We start from the raw sequence: 17,784 nt of genomic DNA, 5'->3' as shown, positions 1-17,784 counted from the left end.
GACCGGATAACACCACGGCTTTATCATTCTTGGATCAGGCCTTCTTGATCAGGTTCATGAATGCCTGAAGATGCTCGCCCATGTCCACCGATTCGTCGTAGAGCGCGCCGGGTCCGGAACGATAGAGTCGTATCAATGGACAGTAAACTGACAATTGCCCGGCAGCCCGATTCCGACCAGCCAACACCACAGTTTGCCGAGGCCGAGGATGGCTTCGTCAGGGTCCGTGGTGCCCGCGAGAACAACCTCTGCAACGTGGACGTGGACGTACCCCGCGATGCAATCGTCGCGTTCACCGGAGTCTCGGGCTCCGGAAAATCGTCCCTGGCGTTCGGCACCATTTTTGCCGAAGCCCAGCGCCGCTACTTCGAATCCGTGGCCCCCTACGCCCGACGCCTCATCCAACAGGGCCACAACCCCAAGGTGGAGTCAATCACCGGGCTGCCGCCCGCCGTCGCACTCCAACAACGTCGGGGCACAGCCACCGCCCGTTCCAGCGTTGGCACGTTGACGACGCTGTCCAACTCGCTGCGGATGCTCTTCTCGCGTGCGGGCAGCTATCCGGAAGGCGCCCGGCAGCTGGACTCCGACGCTTTCTCTCCCAACACAGCCGCCGGTGCTTGCCCGGAGTGCCATGGACTGGGTGTCGCTCACACTGTCACCGAAGAATCCTTGGTTCCCGATCCGTCCCTCAGTATCCGCGATGGTGCGATCGCTGCATGGCCCGGAGCGTGGCAAGGAAAGAATCTCCGCGACATCCTCACTCACCTGGGCTACGACGTGGACACACCATGGCGAAAGCTGCCCAGGAAGGATCGCGACTGGATCCTCTTCACGGACGAGCAGCCTGTAGTGGAAGTGACGCCCCAACGGGATCGCGTGGCCAAGCCTTACAAGGGCCGGTTTTGGAGTGCCAAGAGCTACGTCCTCCACACTCTGGCCGACTCCAAGAGCACCACCATGCGTGACAGGGTGCTGCGATTCATGGAAACGGGCCGGTGCCCGCAGTGCGGTGGCAGTGGGCTGCGGCCGGAAGCACTCGCCGTCACGTTCGCCGGCAAAACGATAGCCGAACTCAATGCGATGCCGATGACCGAGCTTGCCAACATCATCCGCCCCACCACGGAATTGACTGCGGCCGGCACCGCCTCGCGCACCCAGACCTCCGGTGAAGGCAACGAGGTAGCCGTCGCCATCACCCGGGACCTGCTGAGCAGGGTCACGGTACTCCTGGATCTGGGCTTGGGTTACCTCGCGTTGGGGCGCCCCACCCCTACTCTCTCCCCCGGCGAGATGCAGAGGCTTCGTATCGCCACGCAGCTCCGTTCAGGGCTTTTCGGCGTCATCTACGTCCTTGATGAGCCATCTGCCGGACTACACCCGGCCGATGCCGAGCCTCTCCTCGCGGTGCTGGACCAGCTGAAGCGGTCCGGCAACTCAGTGTTCGTGGTGGAACACAATATGGATTTCGTCAGGGCTGCCGATTGGTTGGTGGATGTTGGACCGCACGCGGGTGAGGGCGGCGGACAGGTGCTCTACAGCGGTCCCGTGGGCGGGCTGGCGGATGTGCAGGATTCCATCACGCGACCCTTCCTGTTCCCCGATAACCGCTCGCGATCCGCTGGTTCAGAGAAAACGCACGACGACGATTTGGTCACCGCCGGGAAGGGCCCTGCATCTCCCCGGCCCCCGAAAGAGTGGCTCAAGCTCCAGAACATCAACAGACACAATCTTCGCGAGCTACAGGCCGAGTTCCCGCTGGGCGTGCTGACAGCCGTGACAGGTGTGTCGGGCTCTGGCAAGTCCACTCTGGTCAGCCACGTTCTGGCCGAGGTGGTGGGGGCCGAACTGCATCCGGAAACTCTCGACCCGGACATCGCACGCACAGACACTCCTCACACGCCAGCCGCTGTGGGATTGGTATCCGGGCTCCACCAGCTCGATCGCCTGGTCAAGGTGGACCAAAAGCCCATCGGCCGGACCCCTCGCTCCAACCTGGCCACCTACACAGGGCTCTTCGACGGTGTCCGGAAAGAGTTTGCCGCCACTGAAGGCGCCCGTTCCCGGGGCTTCGGCGCTGGCCGGTTCTCCTTCAACGTGGCCGGAGGCCGCTGCGAAGCCTGTCAGGGAGAAGGGTTTGTTGCGGTGGAACTGCTGTTCCTGCCGGGGAGTTACGGCCCCTGCCCCGAATGCAACGGCTCTCGGTTCAATCCCGAAACCTTGGAGGTCACCTACCGCGGACGGACCATTGCCGACGTCCTGGGCATGACCGTGAATGCAGCGTCCGAGTTCCTGGCTGATCTTCCCGGCGTTGCCCGCAGCCTCCAAACGCTTCGCGAAGTGGGCTTGGGCTACCTCCGCCTGGGCCAGCCTGCCACGGAGCTTTCCGGCGGCGAAGCACAACGCATCAAACTCGCCACGGAACTGCAGCGCGTCCAGCGCGGCCACACCCTCTATCTGCTGGACGAGCCCACCACAGGGTTGCATCCTGCCGACGTCCAACTCCTGATGGCCCAGTTGCACAGGCTGGTGGATGCCGGTAACACCGTCATCGTGGTGGAACATGAGATGGACGTCGTGGCAGGGGCCGACTGGGTGATCGATCTGGGTCCCGACGGCGGCGACGCCGGCGGTGAGATCATCGTCGCCGGCCCGCCGGCCGTCGTCGCGGGTTCCCGAACAAGCCGGACAGCACCGTACCTCGCCGCCGCCTGCGGGCGGTAGCCTACCGCCGGGGAATGTTGCGCAGGTTGCTTCGTGCCATGCTGACAGCCTCCCCGGCACCGCGGTTCAGGACCACTTTGGACATGGCCGTTGCGAATCCAATGACCTGCGAACCCGAAATCTTTGGCGGAATGGACAGGGCGTTGGGGTCAGTGATGAGCTCCACCAAGGACGGGCCGGGATGCGCGAATGCCGCCCGGTACGCTGCCTCGATGTCCGCCGGATCCGTGACCCGAACGGCATGGAAACCCAGGGCCTTGGCCACCGCAGCGTAGTTGGCGTCAGGGACGTCCACGCCGAAGTCGGGTAGCCCGTCCACCAGCATTTCGAGCTTCACCATGCCCAGCGTGGAGTTGTTGAAGACCACCACATTCACGGGTAGTTGGTGCGCGGCCACCGTGATGAGTTCCCCCAGCAACATGGACAGGCCGCCGTCGCCGGATACAGACACTACTTGTCGCCCCGGATAAGCCACCTGCGCTCCGATGGCGTGCGGAAGGGCGTTGGCCATGGAACCGTGGAGGTAGGAACCAATAAGACGACGGGTTCCCAACGGGTTGATGTAGCGCGCAGTCCAAACGTTGCACATGCCGGTATCGGCTGTGAAGATGGCGTCTTCGGCTGCCACCTGGTCCAGCAGGGAGGCGGCGTACTCGGGGTGGATGGGCTGCTTCTTCTCCACTTTCCGCGTGTAGGCGCCCACGGCTTTGTTCATCAGGCGGTCATGCTTCTTCAGCATCTGGTCAAGGAACCGTCGGTTCTTCTTCGGCGTCACCAACGGCAGTAGGGACCTCAAGGTTGGCAGTACGTCACCATGGACTGCAATGTCGACGTCGGTCCGCCTCCCCAGCCGCTGTGCCGCACGGTCAACCTGGGCCGTCCGGGTGTCCGGCAGGAACTGGTCATAGGGAAAGTCGGTGCCGAGCAGGATCAACAGGTCTGCGTCTTCGATGCCCTCGGCGGCCGCTCCATAGCCGAGGAGCCCGGTCATGCCGATGTCGAAGGGGTTGTCGTATTGGACGAAGTCCTTCCCTCTCAGGGAGTGGCCGATGGGTGCGTTGACCCGTTCTGCCAGTGCGATCAACTCGTCATGGGCGCCTTCGACGCCGGCGCCGGCGAAAATGGCCACCTTACCTGCGTCGTTAATGGCGTCGGCCAGTTCGCGGACGCTGGCCGAATCCGGAACCACTGTGGCGGGCCTGAACGTTGCCGGCAGCGGGGTTGGCGCGGTTGCCTCAAGCCCGGCAATGTCGCCCGGAAGCGTCACGACTGCCACTCCCCTCAGTGCAATCGCGCTCTGGATGGCGCTGTGCATGACCCGCGGCGCTTGCTCGGCGGTACTGATCATCTCCGAATACACCGAGCATTCGTTGAAGAGGCGGTCCGGATGGGTTTCCTGGAAGAAGCCGCTGCCAATCTGCTTGCTGGGAATGTGGGAAGCGATGGCGAGCACCGGGGCCCCGGTACGGTTGGCGTCGTACAGTCCATTGATCAGGTGCAGATTGCCGGGCCCGCATGAGCCCGCGCAAACAGCCAACTTTCCCGTCAATTGGGCCTCTGCAGCGGCAGCAAATGCGGCAGCTTCCTCGTGGCGGACATGGATCCAGTCGATGCCGCCCTTCTTTGACCCTCCTGTTTGCCGGACAGCATCCACGATCGGATTAAGGCTGTCGCCAACGATTCCGTAGATCCGCTGCACACCGGCAGCCTGGAGTTGTTCGATAAGTTGGGTGGCAAGTTCCTTGGCCATAGTGTGCAGGCTCCCTCAGTGGTGGTGGTGGGCTGACAGGGCCAATATAGTCGGCCCGCCCCGGCCCCGGCTGGGAACGGCTGCTGCTTAAGCTGCCAGCCGAGTCTCGAACAGGCGCTCCGCCAGGCTCAACAGATGGCTCGGGACATCTTGGTCATCACCGCTGGTTCCGTGACCGAGGAAAACCGCAGTGCCGCAGACGGTGTCTTCGACAGGAGTGCCTGCTTCACGAATCAAGACCTCAGCCCGAGGGTTCGGTGGCAAAGGAATGTGTATCGCTTCGTCATTTAGAAGAACGTGCCATCCATGGCCCGTTATTGCTTCAACGTTCCCTTCCACCAGGGATTGGTGAACTTCCATAACCGGCTCAATCTCCTCCACGCGAATACACTCATGAAGGCGTGCCGGGATAATGAGAGCGCTCATTAGATAACGCATAGCTTGAATTTCCGTTTCTTTACACTGTCGGCTTTCCTTTTCCGCAACACATGGTGCCGGCTGGCGGCACTACGTGGGCGAATGCACCGAACGACTTCAGCGGGCCGACGCTTCCGGACGCTAGCGCTGGTTTTTTCTGGGTTTCGAGAAGAGATTCTCATTGCCCTCAGCCTTTGCCCTCTTTTCGGCCCTCTTTTCCAGAATGGTTTTTCCGGACTTCTTCGACTTGGCACTGTTGGGTGACTTCCCAGACATTTTAGGCTCCTTCAGTATTTTGGATATGACAACACCATACCCACTTATATTTTTAAAGCCAGTTGCGGAATTCAGTGCTTCACGCCAATGGGCTTTCCATGCTTTTCCCCGCCGCGACTCTGGCTGGGAGGGCTGTTCATTGCTAGCGTGGCCGCATGAACCCGTCGAAGTCCCCGGCTGAGATCCTCGACATCGCCGGCAACGAGGTCCGCATCTCCAACCCGGACAAAGTGGTGTTTCCCGAGCCCGGGCTGACCAAGCTGGATCTTGTGAACTACTACCTCGCAGTCGCGGACGGTGCGCTGCGCGGCGCGGGCGGCCGCCCCATGGTGCTCAAACGCTTCCCCAAGGGCATCGATGCTGAACCGTTCTTCCAGAAACGCGTGCCCGAAAACCACCCCGACTTCATTGACACGGCAACTCTCCACTACTCGTCCGGTACCTCCGCCGAGGAAACAGTCATCCGCGATGCGGCAGGCCTCGCGTGGGTGGTGAATCTGGGGTGCCTGGATCTCAACCCGCACCCCGTACGCGCGGAGGACCTCGACCATCCGGACGAACTTCGGGTGGACCTGGACCCGATGCCCGGCGTCGACTGGTCCCGGATCGTGGACACCGCGTATGTGGCACAAGAAGTGCTGGACGACGTCGGGCTGGTGGGCTGGCCAAAGACGAGTGGCTCCCGCGGTCTTCACATTCTGGTTCGCATCACGCCGCAGTGGTCTTACCGGGATGTGCGCCTCGCCGCGGAGACCCTTGCCCGCGAAGTGGAGAACCGTGCTCCGGGGCTGGCAACGGCCAAATGGTGGAAGGAGGAGCGGGGTGAGAGCGTCTTCGTCGACTTTAACCAGAACGCCAAGGACCGCACCGTAGCTTCCGCGTACTCGGTCCGTTCCAGGCCCGACGCCCGAGTCTCGACGCCGCTCACGTGGGACGAGGTGCGCTCCGCCCGGCCGGAGCAGTTCACGGTCCGCACAGTACCTGCGCGTTTCTCGGATCTGGGCGACCCTCACGCAGGAATCGATGAAGCTCCCGGTTCGCTCGATGGACTCTTGGCCTTGGCTGCCGAGCTCGGCCCGGCCGAGAAAGCCCCCAGAGCAGGCGATGGCTCGGGTCGCCGGGTGCCAATGATGCCCCTCATCGAGGTGGCCCGGACCAAGACCAAGCCCGAGGCCGGGGCAGCACTTGAGGAGTGGAAGTCCCGGCACGCAGGCGTTGTCTCCTTCCTGCACCCCGCCGACGTCCTGGTGGACGGGATGCGGGGATCGAGTTCGCTTTGGTACCGGGTGCGGGTGAATCTCCAACACATCCCGGAAGACCGACGACCGGCTCAGGAGGAGTTGATCGCAGACTATGACCCGTGGGCGGGCAAGGAGTGGCCAGGCCGGCCAGGATCCTGAAGAGGGCCAGGATCTGCGACATTTCGGTGAGTGGCTAGCCTTGCCCGATGGTGATGCCCGTAATCGGCTCTCCGGAACGCTCGTAGGACAGCAGGACCGCACCTTTCGGGAACGCCACGGGTGGTTGGGCGAACCTGAAAGCAGCGGGGACGCCGGAGCCGTCGTCAAACAGTCGCTTTCCCGAGCCGAAGGTGAGCGGGTAGAGGAAAAGGTTCAGTCGATCGAGGAGATCGGCCTCCAGCAGCGAGCGGATGAGGTGGCCGCTGCCGAACATTTGGATGTCGTCGAATTGTTCCTTCAGTTCGGCCAGTTCAGAAACCTCTGACAAGGCCGTGGTCCCGTCCCATTCAGGCCGAGTCAGGGTTCGAGACACCACAAACTTGGGCCGGGCATTGAAGGTCTCGCCAATGTGGTCTTTCTGCTGAGGCCAAAATCCCGCGAATATGTCGTAGGTTTTCCGTCCCAGCAACAGGGCATCCATGCGGTCGATGCCTGCCCCAATGGCTTCGCCCGTCTCATCGTCAAAATATGCTGCCTGCCAGCCACCAAACTCGAAGCCCCCGCCCCTGTCCTCCTCAGGGCCGCCGGGTGCCTGGTAGACCCCGTCAAGGGTGATGAACAGGTTGGCGGTAAGAATTCCCACGATGCACTCCTTCGCATGGACCGCGGCGGATGCTGCGAGCCGGTGGCGTCTTCTTCGAATCAGTATGCTGCTTCAGGGTTTCCCGCGGAACCCGGAACCTGCAGTTCGGGCGCCGGACTTATGGCGCACGAGGGTTGGTGGCGGTAGCTTTGGAGTACTTTTCCTTGAAGCAGCCGAGGTACCGGAGGCACTGCCGATGCAAGGCTTGTCCGCGTCACTGGTCCTCATCGCCGTGTTGGCTGTGCTGGCACCCGTTGCTACACGGCTTTTGGATCGTTGGGTCAAAGTGCCCATTGTGGTCTTTGAAATTGTTCTTGGCATCCTGTTCGGCCCAAGCGTTCTGGGATGGGTCCAGTCCACTCCCTTCACGGACACGTTGGCTGATTTCGGGCTTGCCATGCTCTTCTTCGTTGCCGGCAACGAGATTGACTTCGCGGCAATCCGCGGCCGTCCCATTTACCGTGCCTCTGCGGGGTGGGTCATCTCCTTGGCCGCCGGCATCGGGGCAGGTTTTGTCCTGGGGCCTTCACCTGAAGCCGCCGTGATCATCGGTGTTGCTTTGTGCTCCACCGCTTTGGGCGCGTTGCTCCCGATCCTCCGGGACGCCGGTGCCTCCAAGTCGCCGATCGGTGTCGCCGCGACCGCCCTGGGCGCGGCCGGCGAATTTGGTCCCCTCATAGCCATTTCATTGTTCTTCAGCGGGAAGCAACTCGGCGTGGCATCAGGAGTGCTTCTGGGGTTCGTCCTCCTAACCGGCGTGGCCATCTACCTTGCCTCGCAAGCACGGCACACGCTGTTTCATGCCCAAGTCACTGCCACGTTGCACACCAGCAGCCAGTTCGCCATGCGGTCCATCCTGCTGATTCTCAGCTCGCTGGTGGTGCTCAGCATGGTCCTGGGACTCGATATGCTGCTGGGTGCATTCGCCGCAGGCGTCCTCTGGAAGGTCACCATCGCACGCGCTCCTGTTGCAGACCGGAAAGTCATCGAGACCAAAATTGACGCCGTCGCCTTTGGTTTCCTGGTGCCCATCTTCTTCATCGATACGGGCATCGATTTCGACCTGGGCGCCCTGACCTCCAGCCCCCTGACCTTGGCCATGGTCCCGCTGTTCCTGTCGCTGCTGCTGCTCATCCGTGGCGTGCCGTCATTGCTCGCCACGCCCCCGGGCTCCTCGCGGGCGGACAAACAGGCCCTTTTGCTGTTCGGAGCCACGGCTTTGCCCATCATCGTGGCTGTGACAACCATCGGCCGGGAGCACGGATACATCACCAGCGGAATCTCCTCAGCCCTCATAGGTGCGGGGATGCTCTCGGTACTCCTGTTTCCGTTGCTCGCACTCCGCCTGCTGCGCCGCACAGAAGCGGCAGACCCCAAGCAACGCACGCCAAAAGCGTGACGTTTCCCGGCTGCCCTGAAGCAGACCCGGCAAAGGCAACAAGCGCACGACGGCGGCCTCCCGCCGTCGTGCGCTCCTATTGCCTACGCGTACGCGACTCCGCCAAATGTGTTGCCCCCAGCCGAAGCGGCCCATAGGCTCATATCGTGAGTGGCAGGGACGGCAAACCGACCAGCGGGACCGACCAGCGACCGGGTGAAGGAAATAAAGGCATGGCAACAGGAACAGTCAAGTGGTTTAACGCTGAAAAGGGTTTCGGATTCATCGCCCCGGACGATGGAGGCCCGGACGTGTTTGCTCACTACTCAGCGATTACGTCGAGCGGTTACCGCTCGCTGGAGGAGAACCAGAAGGTCCAGTTCGACATCACGCAGGGGCCTAAGGGTCCGCAGGCGGAGAATATCCAGCCCGCCTAGGTTCACAACACTGGATTCACCACAAGAGACCGGTCCGGCCTAATGCCTGACCGGTCTCTTGGCGCCTGCTAGGCCCGGCCTTTGAGGATCAGGTTCCAGTACACCTGCGGGAACATGTCGCGGTCCACCCACCAGGAAATCCGGCTTTCCTTCCATGTGGGTACCTTCGGGATGGTCGGCATGGGGTTGTAGTGATGGTCAAACTCGGCAAAGACCACCGTGTTCCGTGAAACGGTGAAAGGGCATACGGAGTATCCGTTGTACTTTTGGCTCAGAGGTTCGCCCTTGCGCGCCGAGATCAGATTTTTAGCCAGGACCTTGGTCTGCTTGCGCAGCGCACCGCCGGCCTTCGAATTGGCGGTTCCCGCAGCGTCGCCCAGCGACCAGACATTTGGGTACCTGGAGTGCCGCAACGTCTGCGTGTCCACCTCCACGAAGCCGTACTCGTCCCCTGCTGCCGGCAAGTCCGTGGCTTTGAGCCAATCCGGCGCGGACTGGGGCGGGACGGCGTTGAGGACGTCGTAGAGGAGGTCCTCTGAGGTGTTGTCCGCGTTGTTTCGGATGGTTGCCGTGCGACCGCCAGGGTTCACCGCCACCAGCTCGCTGTTTGTCCGCAGTTCGATTCCGTACTCGGCGATCTTGCGGTCCAACTCCCGGTCAACCTCGGGAATGCCGAACACTGTGGGATAAGGCTGGACCATGACAACCCGGATATTGTCCAGGACGCCGTGTTCCTTCCAGTAGTCACAGGCCAAGTACATAGGTTTTTGGCTGGCCCCGGCACATTTAACAGGCCCTGACGGCATGGTGAAGATGGCGGTGCCGGACTTCATGGTGCTCAAGAGGGTCCACAGTTTTGGCGCAAGCTCGAACTCGTAATGAGAGGAGCCGTACGGCGAGTTCACCGCCTCGCCCAGCCCCGGCACCGCGTCCCAGTTGTACTGCAGCCCCGGGCATACAACCAGGTGCCCGAAGCTCACAGTGGCACCGGACGCCAACGTCACCGAGTTGGCTTTCGCCTCCACGCCTACTGCTTTGTCCTTGATCCATGCGACGCCTTTTGGCGTCACGGATTCCTGGCTGCGGACGGCTTCCTTGACCCGCGCGCGGCCACCGGCGATATGGGAGAACAAGGGCTGGTATAGATGGTGCTCCTTTGGTTCAATCAGGGCGATGTCCTGGACGCCGTATCGCTGCAAACGGGCAGCCAGCGACACGCCTCCATTGCCGCCGCCGATGATGACGACGTCGTGCTGGCGCGCCATTCCGCTAGCTCTTCTCGGTCAATGCGGAGCCCTTGTGCGCTGCCCTGGCACCGGTTTTCGCTGACTCCACCACATACTGCGGCTCGTCTTCGCTGGCCACGTGCTTGTTGCCGTCCAGTACAAAGTCGCTGGTCTTCTTCTCCACGATCTTTCCGTGCGTCTTGCCCTGCGGGGTGTTCCACTCCACGCGTGTTCCCTTGCTCAGTGCCATGTCCGCTCCTAGTGTGGTGTCCCTCTCCGACTTCGGCTGCTCCACAATAGTAAGCATGGTGATCATCTCGCGGTACCCGGCGGGACAGCCTTAGACGAAGTGCTGTGGAAAGGACTCCCAATGCTGATCTGCGCAACATGCGCCGTCGAACGTGACCAACCTGTGCCCGACATATGCCCCATCTGCGCCGATGAACGCCAGTACGTGCCCGAGGACGGACAACAATGGCTCACTCTGGACGAGTTGGCCCGGACTGGACGGCAAACGGTGCTGGAACAGAACGAGCCCGGACTCTTCGCGGTCAGAACGGAGCCAAAAGTCGGGATCGGCCAGACCGCCCAGCTCGTGGTAACGCCCGCAGGCTCGCTGCTGTGGGATCCAGTGGGTTATGTCGACGACAGCGGTGTGGAATCGGTCCTTGACCATGGCTCTGTAATAGCTATTGCCGCCAGCCATCCACACATGTTTGGCGTACAGGTGGAATGGTCGCGCCGTCTTGGAAACGTCCCGGTCCTGGTCGCCGAGGCTGATCGCCAATGGCTGGGGCGCAGTGGCCCGAACGTTGACTACTGGTCCGGCACCGCAGCAATCGCTGACGGGTTGGTCCTGCATCAGGTTGGCGGGCACTTCCCAGGCAGCGCGGTGGTGCACTGGGCTGCGGGATCCAACGGGAAAGGCGTGCTGTTGACGGGAGACAGCGTATTTCCCAATCCTGATCGTCGGACGGTAGCGTTCATGCGCAGCTATCCGAATCGCCTGCCCCTCTCCGGCGCGGTGGCGCTACGTATCGCCGCTCAGCTGGAAGAGCTTGAGTTCGATCGGATCTACGGCAATTTCAACAACGCCATCCACTCCGGAGCGAAAGACGTCCTGCACCGATCGGCTCAACGGCACGCCGCTTGGACGCGGGGGGACTTTGACCATCTGACCTGATCCGGCTCATTCCCGCGGTGGCACCGGCGGGCCCTGGCCATCCGTGTCCGCCTGCGCGCTGGCTGGTTCTCCGGATCCGGTGTTGCTCTTCCTGGTGATCAGCCAGGTGATGAACCACAGCACCACGCCTATGGCCATCAGCCCGCCGGCCACTTGGTACTGGACGGGGTTCCTGCCCACCCATGGCCCTGCGAGGAAGGCACACAAGACGGCCGCCACCAAAGGCAGCTGACCGGGCGAGGTGAAGAACACCTTCCGGTGGGGATCCCGCTTGCGGCGGAGGACGACGCAAGCCACGTTGACCAAGGTGAACACGCACAGCAGGAGGAACGCTGTGGTTCCGGACAGGTTGGCCACGATGTTGCTTGATGGGTCGCTGCTGACGTACCAGATCAGTCCCAGGGCAAGGACGGTGGAGAACGCGATTCCGGCCCATGGCGACCGGCGCCCCGGCAAGACCCGCCCCAAGGAGCGCGGCAGGACGTGCTGGCGGGCCATGCCGTAAATCAGCCGGCTGGCCATCAACATGTTGATCAACGCTGTGTTGGCCACTGCGAAGACGGCGAGGAAAGGAAAGATCCTGTCGATGGGAAAATCCGGTGAGCCTTTGTGCACCACTTCAAGAAGCGCCGCACCTTCGGCTTCCCTGATCTCGCCCAGCTCTCCGGGAGTCAGCACACTGACCACAGACACTGCGACCAGCATGTAGAGGATCACCGCGATGCCGAGGCCAGTCAACATGGTGCGGGGGAAGATCCGCTCCGGATTCCTGGTTTCCTCCACCATGTTGACGGAGTCCTCGAAGCCCACCATGGCAAAAAAGGCGATGGACGTGGCGGCGGTAACAGCCAGGAACAACCCTTTGTCCTGGTAGTCGGTGAAGACGAAAACTTCCTGGACATTGCCGGTTCCCTGGGCCATCACGAAGAAACCCACCCCGATCACCACACACAACGCGATCACCTCCACCGCAGTGAGCACCACGTTGAACTTCACGCTCTCCCCCACGCCGCGGAGGTTGATCACCGCCAGCAGCAACATGAAGCCCAGCGCCACCGCAGTGATCACGCCGCGGTCGGGTACGTCCATCCAGCCGTTAACCTCCAAGCCACCAAAGAAGTTCTGGGCAAGGACATTCGCCGATGTTGAGGCGCTGGTGATGCCGGAGCAAACAACGGCGAACGCCACAAGGAAGGTGACGAAGTGGATCCCAAAGGCCTTGTGCGTATAAAGCGCAGCGCCAGCTGCCTGGGGATACTGCGTGACGAGTTCGAGGTAGGAAAACGCGGTGAGGGTGGCCACAACGAAGGCGAGAAGGAACGGCAACCAGACGATGCCACCAACCGTCCCGGCCATGGTCCCGGTGACCGCATAGACGCCGGCCCCCAGAATGTCTCCCACAATAAAGAGGAGGAGCAGTTTGGGTCCCAGCACGCGTTTGAGCTGTGGTTCCTCACCTTCGGGCGTTGCTTCCAAGGCGTTGTCTGACTTGGTGCTCATGGTGTCGACCCCCGGCCATTACACGATCCCCGGAATCGTGTAAGTGATCTGATCTATCTCACTTTGATCCTGACGTCCAGGTTTGGCAACACTGATCCGGTGAAAAGGCGAAACGGCTTTTAGGCAAGTGGGCCTGTTGTTCCGGAGCCGTAGTACTCGGCCAGCCTGGCCAGTCCTTCATCAAGCGAAACAGCAGGTGTCCAGTCGAGGAGTTCACGCGTGACGCGCTGGTCGAACCAGTGGGCGGTGGAGAGCTGTTCAGCGAGGAACCTGGTCATTGGCGGCTCCTCTTTGCGCCCTGCCATGGTCCAGAACCTTTCAACCACCGCACCAGTTGCCCTTGCCAGGCCACCCGGCACAGACCACGACGGCGGGGCCACGCCACCTGCATCGCAAATGCCCGCCAGTAGCTCGCCGATCGGCCGTGGTTCACCGTTGCTCACCACCACCGCTCTGCCATGGACGTGTTCCATACGGTGCAGGGCGGCGACGATGGCCGACGCTGCGTTGTCCACGTACGTTGTGTCGATCAGTGCGGCACCGGCGTCCAGCAACGGCAGCCGACGGTGGCTTGCGCGGGCCAGAACGCGTTCAACCAGCTGGGTGTCTCCGGGCCCCCACACAATGTGGGGGCGCACCGCTGCCACCCGGATGTCAGGTCCGTTCGCCGCGAGGGCCAACAACTCAGCCTCGGCCTTGGTGCGGGCGTAGTCGCCGTGTGCATGGCGTGGGTCAGCCTGCTCCGCGCCCAATCCCACAATCGCGGAACCGGAGTGCGCCACAGATGGTGACGAGACATACACAACGTCCCGGACCCCCGCCATACGGGCCATCTGGAGCAACCGGCGCGTTCCTTCAATATTCACGCCGTCAAACTCGGCCGCGCGGCCCGTGATGGACACTTTGGCAGCAAGGTGGATGATGCCTTCCGCCCTGTCAATTGCGCTGCGGAGCGCCCCATCGTCGTTCAAGGACCCGCGGAAGTCCTCCGCACCGTCGATGCCCGACGGGCGGCGCTGAAATGTAGCCACGTCATGGCCTTGATGGACCAGTTGCCGGGCCACTTCTCCTCCCAGAAGCCCGCTGGCGCCGGTGACCAGGACCCTCATGGCTTACCTGGACGGCCGCCGGCCAGCACCTGCGAAGCCCAGCGGGCCAGCCGGGTCCTGTCGATCTTGGCGTTGTGCCTGATGTCGGTGGGCTGGGTGGGGACCACGAGCACTGCGTTGACCTCGACGCCGGCCTGGGAGGCCGCTCGTCGGACGTGCCCGGCGAGTTGCGGGTCAGCGGGGCCGGCCTTCGGGACGGGAGGCACGGTCTCGACCACCGCAACCACCGCCTGGGTTCCTGAGGGTCCAACGCCGGTGATGGCGGCCATGCGCACGCGGTCCAGGCGTTCGATGGATTGCTCGGCCCCGACAGGCGTCACCACAGCCCCCGGCGCCGTCACCACATGAGAAAGGCGTCCTTCCACCCAAAGCCGGCCGGCGGCGTCGAAGTGGCCCACGTCCCCCGTTCGGTGCCATCCGGCCAGGCTGGCACTCTCGCGTTGAGTCAACCAGAGCCTGTCATAGGCTTCCTTGACGTGAGGAGCGCTGATCAGGATCTCGCCGGTGACGCCGGCGTCGGTCACACGGTTCGGTCCGGGCGCGGTTCCATTCGCCGCCAGCGGGATAACCGCCACGCGGGCTCCGTGCACAGGCTTCCCCACGCAAACCCCGTTGCCGGCTCCGGCTATGGTCCCGGCATCCGCGTCAGCATCGGCGGCCCGGATGTCTTCCAGGCTGATGTCGGTGACCGGCAGCGCTTCCGTCATTCCGTAGGGCGTATGGAGGGACGCCCCGGGCATCAGCTGCTGTACCTGCGCCAGGAGCGGCTCGGGCACGGGGGCGCCTGCGGACAAGAGCAACTCAACGTTTTCAAGAGCGATTAGCCCTGTCCTGCTCAAGTCACCCCGGGTGTCTATGACGTTGCGCAAGGCCGCGGGCGAAGCAAAGACCACTGAGGCCTCGATGGCTGCGACGGCGTCCGCCAGGGCACCGGCCGTTAGGGTGCGCGGCGCAGTAACATCCATTGCGGGCGTCACCGAAACCGCTCCCAGTGCCGGGCCCAGCAAGGCAAAGGGGGCGAAGCCCGCTACGAGCCGGGAACCGGAATGGATCCCGAAAGTCGCGGCCACTGTGTCACGCATCGCCGCAAGCTGCCGGTGCGTGTACAGCACGCCCTTTGCGGGGCCCGTGGAGCCCGACGTGAAGAGGACCGCGGCCGGCGCAGACGGATCCACGCTGTCCATCGGCAGCTCGTCCCCATTCCGGAGCCTGCGAGCGTCCCTGATCGTTGCGCCGTTCCTTGCCAGGGCCGCAAGCGAGGTCTCAACCCCCAGGATCCGACGGCGGGCAGCCGGGAGGTCCTTCACGCTAATGCGCTGTCCCGGCCAGCCCAGTACCGAGGCAGCCGCGAGTGCTTTGTCGATGCCAATGAGGAAATCGGCAGTAGCGCCCTTCACCGCACGGCTCATGCCTTTGGTTCCCAGTCCGGCGTCGGCCACGACCACAACCGCCCCCAGCTTAAGGCAGGCGTAAAGGGCAACGGTGAGGTCGGTTCCGGGCGGAACCATCAGGCTCACACGAGTACCGTGCCCCACACCGGATTCCCGTAAGCCCTCCGCCATATCCAGGATGTTCCGGTCCAGCTGTTGCCAGCTGAGCGAGTGACTCACGCTTCCGTCGCTCGCCATTTCCGCAACAGCGATGTCTTCCTTTGCCGGACCCGCAGCCAGTTCGCTGAGCGAGTCCCACAGGGGTCTGAATGCCGGCTTCTCTTCTTCGGTGTCCTGGATCAGGTGGCGGCTGGCAGGAGCCGCAGCCACCGGGGAATCATCCCCACCGATCTTGGCACCGTGCACAGCAAGCCAGTCAAAAACGGGCGTGGCAATGTCCCGGTCTTCTCCCACGAGGTGTCCGGCACCTTCGAAGCGATGCACGTCCGCGTGAGGTAGCCGGGCGATGAGATCTTTGAGGTACCGGTCTGAAAATATTGGATCCGTGGGACCCCAGAGCATCAGGGCGGGAACCTTTAGCCCACGCAAACCTTCCGCTACGCGTGTCAGCGCAGGAAAACTGGGATGGGAGGGGTCTGCGGGGATGTCCGCAACAAAGTTCCCCACTCCGGTTCGGCGGGCGGCTCCGCGATAGGGGGCCATGAAGGCCCGGCGGACGTCGGCCGGCAGCGGCGGGTTCGCCAGCGAGTGCGTCACACGCAGGAAGGCGTCCGACGTCGTGGTGCCCCAGCGGTGCACGGCAGGGTGCAAGGCGAGCCGAAGGGCCGCCGGGAGTGGCGAATCGGAAGGGTGGTGGACGGCGGTGTTGGTCAACACAACAGCTGTTACCTGCTGTGGGTGCTCCAGCGCCCAGCCCGAACTGATCACGCCGCCCCAGTCATGGCCCACAGTAACAACCGGCCCCTCCAGGCCCAACGCATCCGTGAGGTCTCCGAGGTCGTTGATTCGATCAGCCAGGCGCCGGAATGTCCCGGTGCGCTCCGAGTAGCCCATGTCCAGCTGGTCCACAGCAACAACACGCCATGGATGAGCCGGATCGGATCCCGCCCTCACCAGCGTCCGCCACAGATAGGACCAGGTGGGGTTGCCATGCACGCAGAGCAAGGTCCCGATCGGAGTCAGGCCGCGGCGAGAGAGTTGCGCGCCGTTATCCAGCACATGCCAGCGACGAAGTACGCCCGGCGCGTCCACCTCCGACGTGGACCTTACCCGGAGTGTCCGGGACCATTCCGGGTCCACTCCGGGCCAGTTGGCGGCTACCAAACGATTTCCACCATTCCAGCGTTCAGGCCTGAGCCCACGCCCATGCACAGGACCCGGTCTCCCGAGGTCAATGACTGCGCCTGGGCTGCGAGCGTCATGGGAAGCGATGCAGGACCCACATTGCCCCAGTGCGGGAAAGTGATGGGAACCTTATCCGGGTCCAGGTCGATGGCATTGATGATCGCCTGGGTATAGGCATTGCTGACTTGATGTGTGACGTAGCGGTCCATGCTGGCCCAGTCCCACTCAGGCTGGGCTTCATGCCAGGCGTCCACCACAAGCTGCAGGCCGCCGTCCAGCAAGCCTTTCGTGTCGGTGGACATGCCGTCGATTCCACCAACACACAGTTCGTGATGCTCGGTGCCGGCACGCATGACCCCACCCACAAGCCGGTGCGCCCCGGGGTACTCATCACGGGGGCCCAGAACGGCCGCGGCAGCTCCGGATCCCAGGGTCAGGGTGGCAAATTCCCGATTAAAGTCTTCACGCGTGGTCTCAGGCCTTTGGAGTCGCGCCAGCGTGGCTTCCTGAGTGCCTTGCGCGTCCTCTCCGTTAACGATGACCGCATACCTGATCTGGCCCGAATCGATCATGTTGGCTGCGAGGATCAAGCCGTTCACAAATCCAAGACAGGCGTTGGCCAGGTCAAAGTTCATGGCCGAGGACGGCAGGCCAAGTTCGTGGTGTATCTTGACCGCTACGGACGGTTCCAGGTTGCGCCTGGTAACCGAGGTGTTGATCAGCAAGCCGACTTCCGAGGCTTCGACTCCGGCTTCAGCCAAGGCTTTTGCGCCCGCTTCCACGGCAGCGTCATCGAACGATGTCCCGGCGGCCCACCAGCGCCGGTGTGTGATCCCTGCAACACGTTCAAGCAATCGCGGTGGAAACTTCAGCCGCTGCAGGGTCGAAGCCAATCTCCGGTCGAAATCCGTGGAGCTCACTATCCTCGGAGCCTCGACGCTGCTCACCGAGAGCAGCGCGGTGTTGCTGTGCCGGAAGGTCGCATTCCCTGCCAAGTTAAGCCCCT

Annotated in this window: 14 protein-coding genes; 5 read left to right on the top strand and 9 right to left on the bottom strand. The window is 62.9% G+C overall.

The features are described from left to right. Positions 1 to 135: 135 nt before the first annotated feature. A complete protein-coding gene (locus tag ARUE_RS10835; RefSeq protein ID WP_286139602.1) occupies positions 136 to 2,724 on the top strand; it encodes an ATP-binding cassette domain-containing protein in 2,589 nt (862 codons plus the stop codon). 1 nt (position 2,725) lies between these two features. Here ARUE_RS10835 and ARUE_RS10830 read toward each other — a convergent pair whose 3' ends face one another. Both ARUE_RS10830 and ARUE_RS10825 read right to left on the bottom strand, forming a co-directional pair. Further along, on the bottom strand, positions 2,726 to 4,474 hold the full coding sequence (locus ARUE_RS10830) for a pyruvate dehydrogenase (protein ID WP_014921820.1): 1,749 nt from the start codon (positions 4,472 to 4,474) through the stop codon (positions 2,726 to 2,728). Between the two features lie 87 nt (positions 4,475 to 4,561). Continuing rightward, positions 4,562 to 4,900, bottom strand: a complete 339-nt coding sequence (locus ARUE_RS10825) for a DUF3846 domain-containing protein (RefSeq protein ID WP_502691374.1) — start codon at positions 4,898 to 4,900, stop codon at positions 4,562 to 4,564. Positions 4,901 to 5,322: 422 nt separating this feature from the next. Between ARUE_RS10825 and ligD the strand changes: the two genes are divergently transcribed. Then, the gene (gene ligD / locus ARUE_RS10820; protein WP_014921818.1) at positions 5,323 to 6,567 is read left to right on the top strand and encodes a non-homologous end-joining DNA ligase; all 1,245 of its coding nucleotides are present in this window, start codon (positions 5,323 to 5,325) and stop codon (positions 6,565 to 6,567) included. Positions 6,568 to 6,601: 34 nt separating this feature from the next. Here ligD and ARUE_RS10815 read toward each other — a convergent pair whose 3' ends face one another. Beyond that, positions 6,602 to 7,210: a dihydrofolate reductase family protein gene (locus ARUE_RS10815; protein ID WP_014921817.1), complete on the bottom strand. Its 609-nt coding sequence runs from the start codon at positions 7,208 to 7,210 to the stop codon at positions 6,602 to 6,604. 1 nt (position 7,211) lies between these two features. On the opposite strand from ARUE_RS10815, the gene ARUE_RS10810 reads away from it, so the two are divergent. Then, positions 7,212 to 8,609, top strand: coding sequence for a cation:proton antiporter (locus tag ARUE_RS10810; protein ID WP_014921816.1), 1,398 nt, complete (start codon positions 7,212 to 7,214; stop codon positions 8,607 to 8,609). A gap of 212 nt (positions 8,610 to 8,821) precedes the next feature. Then, complete coding sequence (locus ARUE_RS10805) at positions 8,822 to 9,025, top strand: cold-shock protein (protein ID WP_014921815.1); 204 nt, start codon at positions 8,822 to 8,824, stop codon at positions 9,023 to 9,025. A gap of 68 nt (positions 9,026 to 9,093) precedes the next feature. Here ARUE_RS10805 and ARUE_RS10800 read toward each other — a convergent pair whose 3' ends face one another. After that, entirely contained in the window at positions 9,094 to 10,290 is a 1,197-nt protein-coding gene (locus ARUE_RS10800) for an NAD(P)/FAD-dependent oxidoreductase (RefSeq protein WP_014921814.1), read from the bottom strand. 4 nt (positions 10,291 to 10,294) lie between these two features. Continuing rightward, a complete protein-coding gene (locus ARUE_RS10795) occupies positions 10,295 to 10,501 on the bottom strand; it encodes a hypervirulence associated TUDOR domain-containing protein (protein ID WP_043470236.1) in 207 nt (68 codons plus the stop codon). 120 nt (positions 10,502 to 10,621) lie between these two features. Here ARUE_RS10795 and ARUE_RS10790 point away from each other — a divergent pair, with 120 nt between their 5' ends. Further along, the gene (locus tag ARUE_RS10790; protein ID WP_014921812.1) at positions 10,622 to 11,434 is read left to right on the top strand and encodes an MBL fold metallo-hydrolase; all 813 of its coding nucleotides are present in this window, start codon (positions 10,622 to 10,624) and stop codon (positions 11,432 to 11,434) included. 6 nt (positions 11,435 to 11,440) lie between these two features. Here the strand turns inward: ARUE_RS10790 and ARUE_RS10785 are convergent, their stop codons facing one another. The 4 genes from ARUE_RS10785 to ARUE_RS10770 all read right to left on the bottom strand — a co-directional run bounded on the left by ARUE_RS10785 (position 11,441) and on the right by ARUE_RS10770 (position 17,773). Further along, positions 11,441 to 12,934 (bottom strand): APC family permease, encoded by a 1,494-nt coding sequence (locus ARUE_RS10785; RefSeq protein WP_014921811.1) that lies wholly within the window; start codon positions 12,932 to 12,934, stop codon positions 11,441 to 11,443. 119 nt (positions 12,935 to 13,053) lie between these two features. Further along, positions 13,054 to 14,043: an NAD-dependent epimerase/dehydratase family protein gene (locus ARUE_RS10780; protein WP_014921810.1), complete on the bottom strand. Its 990-nt coding sequence runs from the start codon at positions 14,041 to 14,043 to the stop codon at positions 13,054 to 13,056. After that, a complete protein-coding gene (locus ARUE_RS10775; RefSeq protein WP_043470233.1) occupies positions 14,040 to 16,757 on the bottom strand; it encodes an alpha/beta fold hydrolase in 2,718 nt (905 codons plus the stop codon). Before ARUE_RS10775 ends, ARUE_RS10780 begins: the two co-directional genes overlap by 4 nt. Next, positions 16,751 to 17,773: a 3-oxoacyl-ACP synthase III gene (locus ARUE_RS10770; RefSeq protein ID WP_011774687.1), complete on the bottom strand. Its 1,023-nt coding sequence runs from the start codon at positions 17,771 to 17,773 to the stop codon at positions 16,751 to 16,753. Before ARUE_RS10770 ends, ARUE_RS10775 begins: the two co-directional genes overlap by 7 nt. Positions 17,774 to 17,784: the final 11 nt, after the last annotated feature.

Source organism: Arthrobacter sp. Rue61a (assembly GCF_000294695.2).
Lineage (GTDB): Bacteria > Actinomycetota > Actinomycetes > Actinomycetales > Micrococcaceae > Arthrobacter > Arthrobacter aurescens_A.
The sequence above is the reverse complement of the archived record's forward strand: the minus strand, read 5'-3'. Positions and strand labels throughout refer to the sequence as shown.

Bases quoted from the DNA above. Each gene is read 5' to 3' on its own strand.
- ARUE_RS10835 (WP_286139602.1), top strand. From the start codon at position 136: ATGGACAGTAAACTGACAATTGCCCGGCAGCCCGATTCCGACCAGCCA.
- ARUE_RS10830 (WP_014921820.1), bottom strand. From the start codon at position 4,474: ATGGCCAAGGAACTTGCCACCCAACTTATCGAACAACTCCAGGCTGCC.
- ARUE_RS10825 (WP_502691374.1), bottom strand. From the start codon at position 4,900: ATGAGCGCTCTCATTATCCCGGCACGCCTTCATGAGTGTATTCGCGTG.
- ligD (WP_014921818.1), top strand. From the start codon at position 5,323: ATGAACCCGTCGAAGTCCCCGGCTGAGATCCTCGACATCGCCGGCAAC.
- ARUE_RS10810 (WP_014921816.1), top strand. From the start codon at position 7,212: ATGCACTCCTTCGCATGGACCGCGGCGGATGCTGCGAGCCGGTGGCGT.
- ARUE_RS10805 (WP_014921815.1), top strand. From the start codon at position 8,822: ATGGCAACAGGAACAGTCAAGTGGTTTAACGCTGAAAAGGGTTTCGGA.
- ARUE_RS10800 (WP_014921814.1), bottom strand. From the start codon at position 10,290: ATGGCGCGCCAGCACGACGTCGTCATCATCGGCGGCGGCAATGGAGGC.
- ARUE_RS10795 (WP_043470236.1), bottom strand. From the start codon at position 10,501: ATGGCACTGAGCAAGGGAACACGCGTGGAGTGGAACACCCCGCAGGGC.
- ARUE_RS10790 (WP_014921812.1), top strand. From the start codon at position 10,622: ATGCTGATCTGCGCAACATGCGCCGTCGAACGTGACCAACCTGTGCCC.
- ARUE_RS10785 (WP_014921811.1), bottom strand. From the start codon at position 12,934: ATGAGCACCAAGTCAGACAACGCCTTGGAAGCAACGCCCGAAGGTGAG.
- ARUE_RS10780 (WP_014921810.1), bottom strand. From the start codon at position 14,043: ATGAGGGTCCTGGTCACCGGCGCCAGCGGGCTTCTGGGAGGAGAAGTG.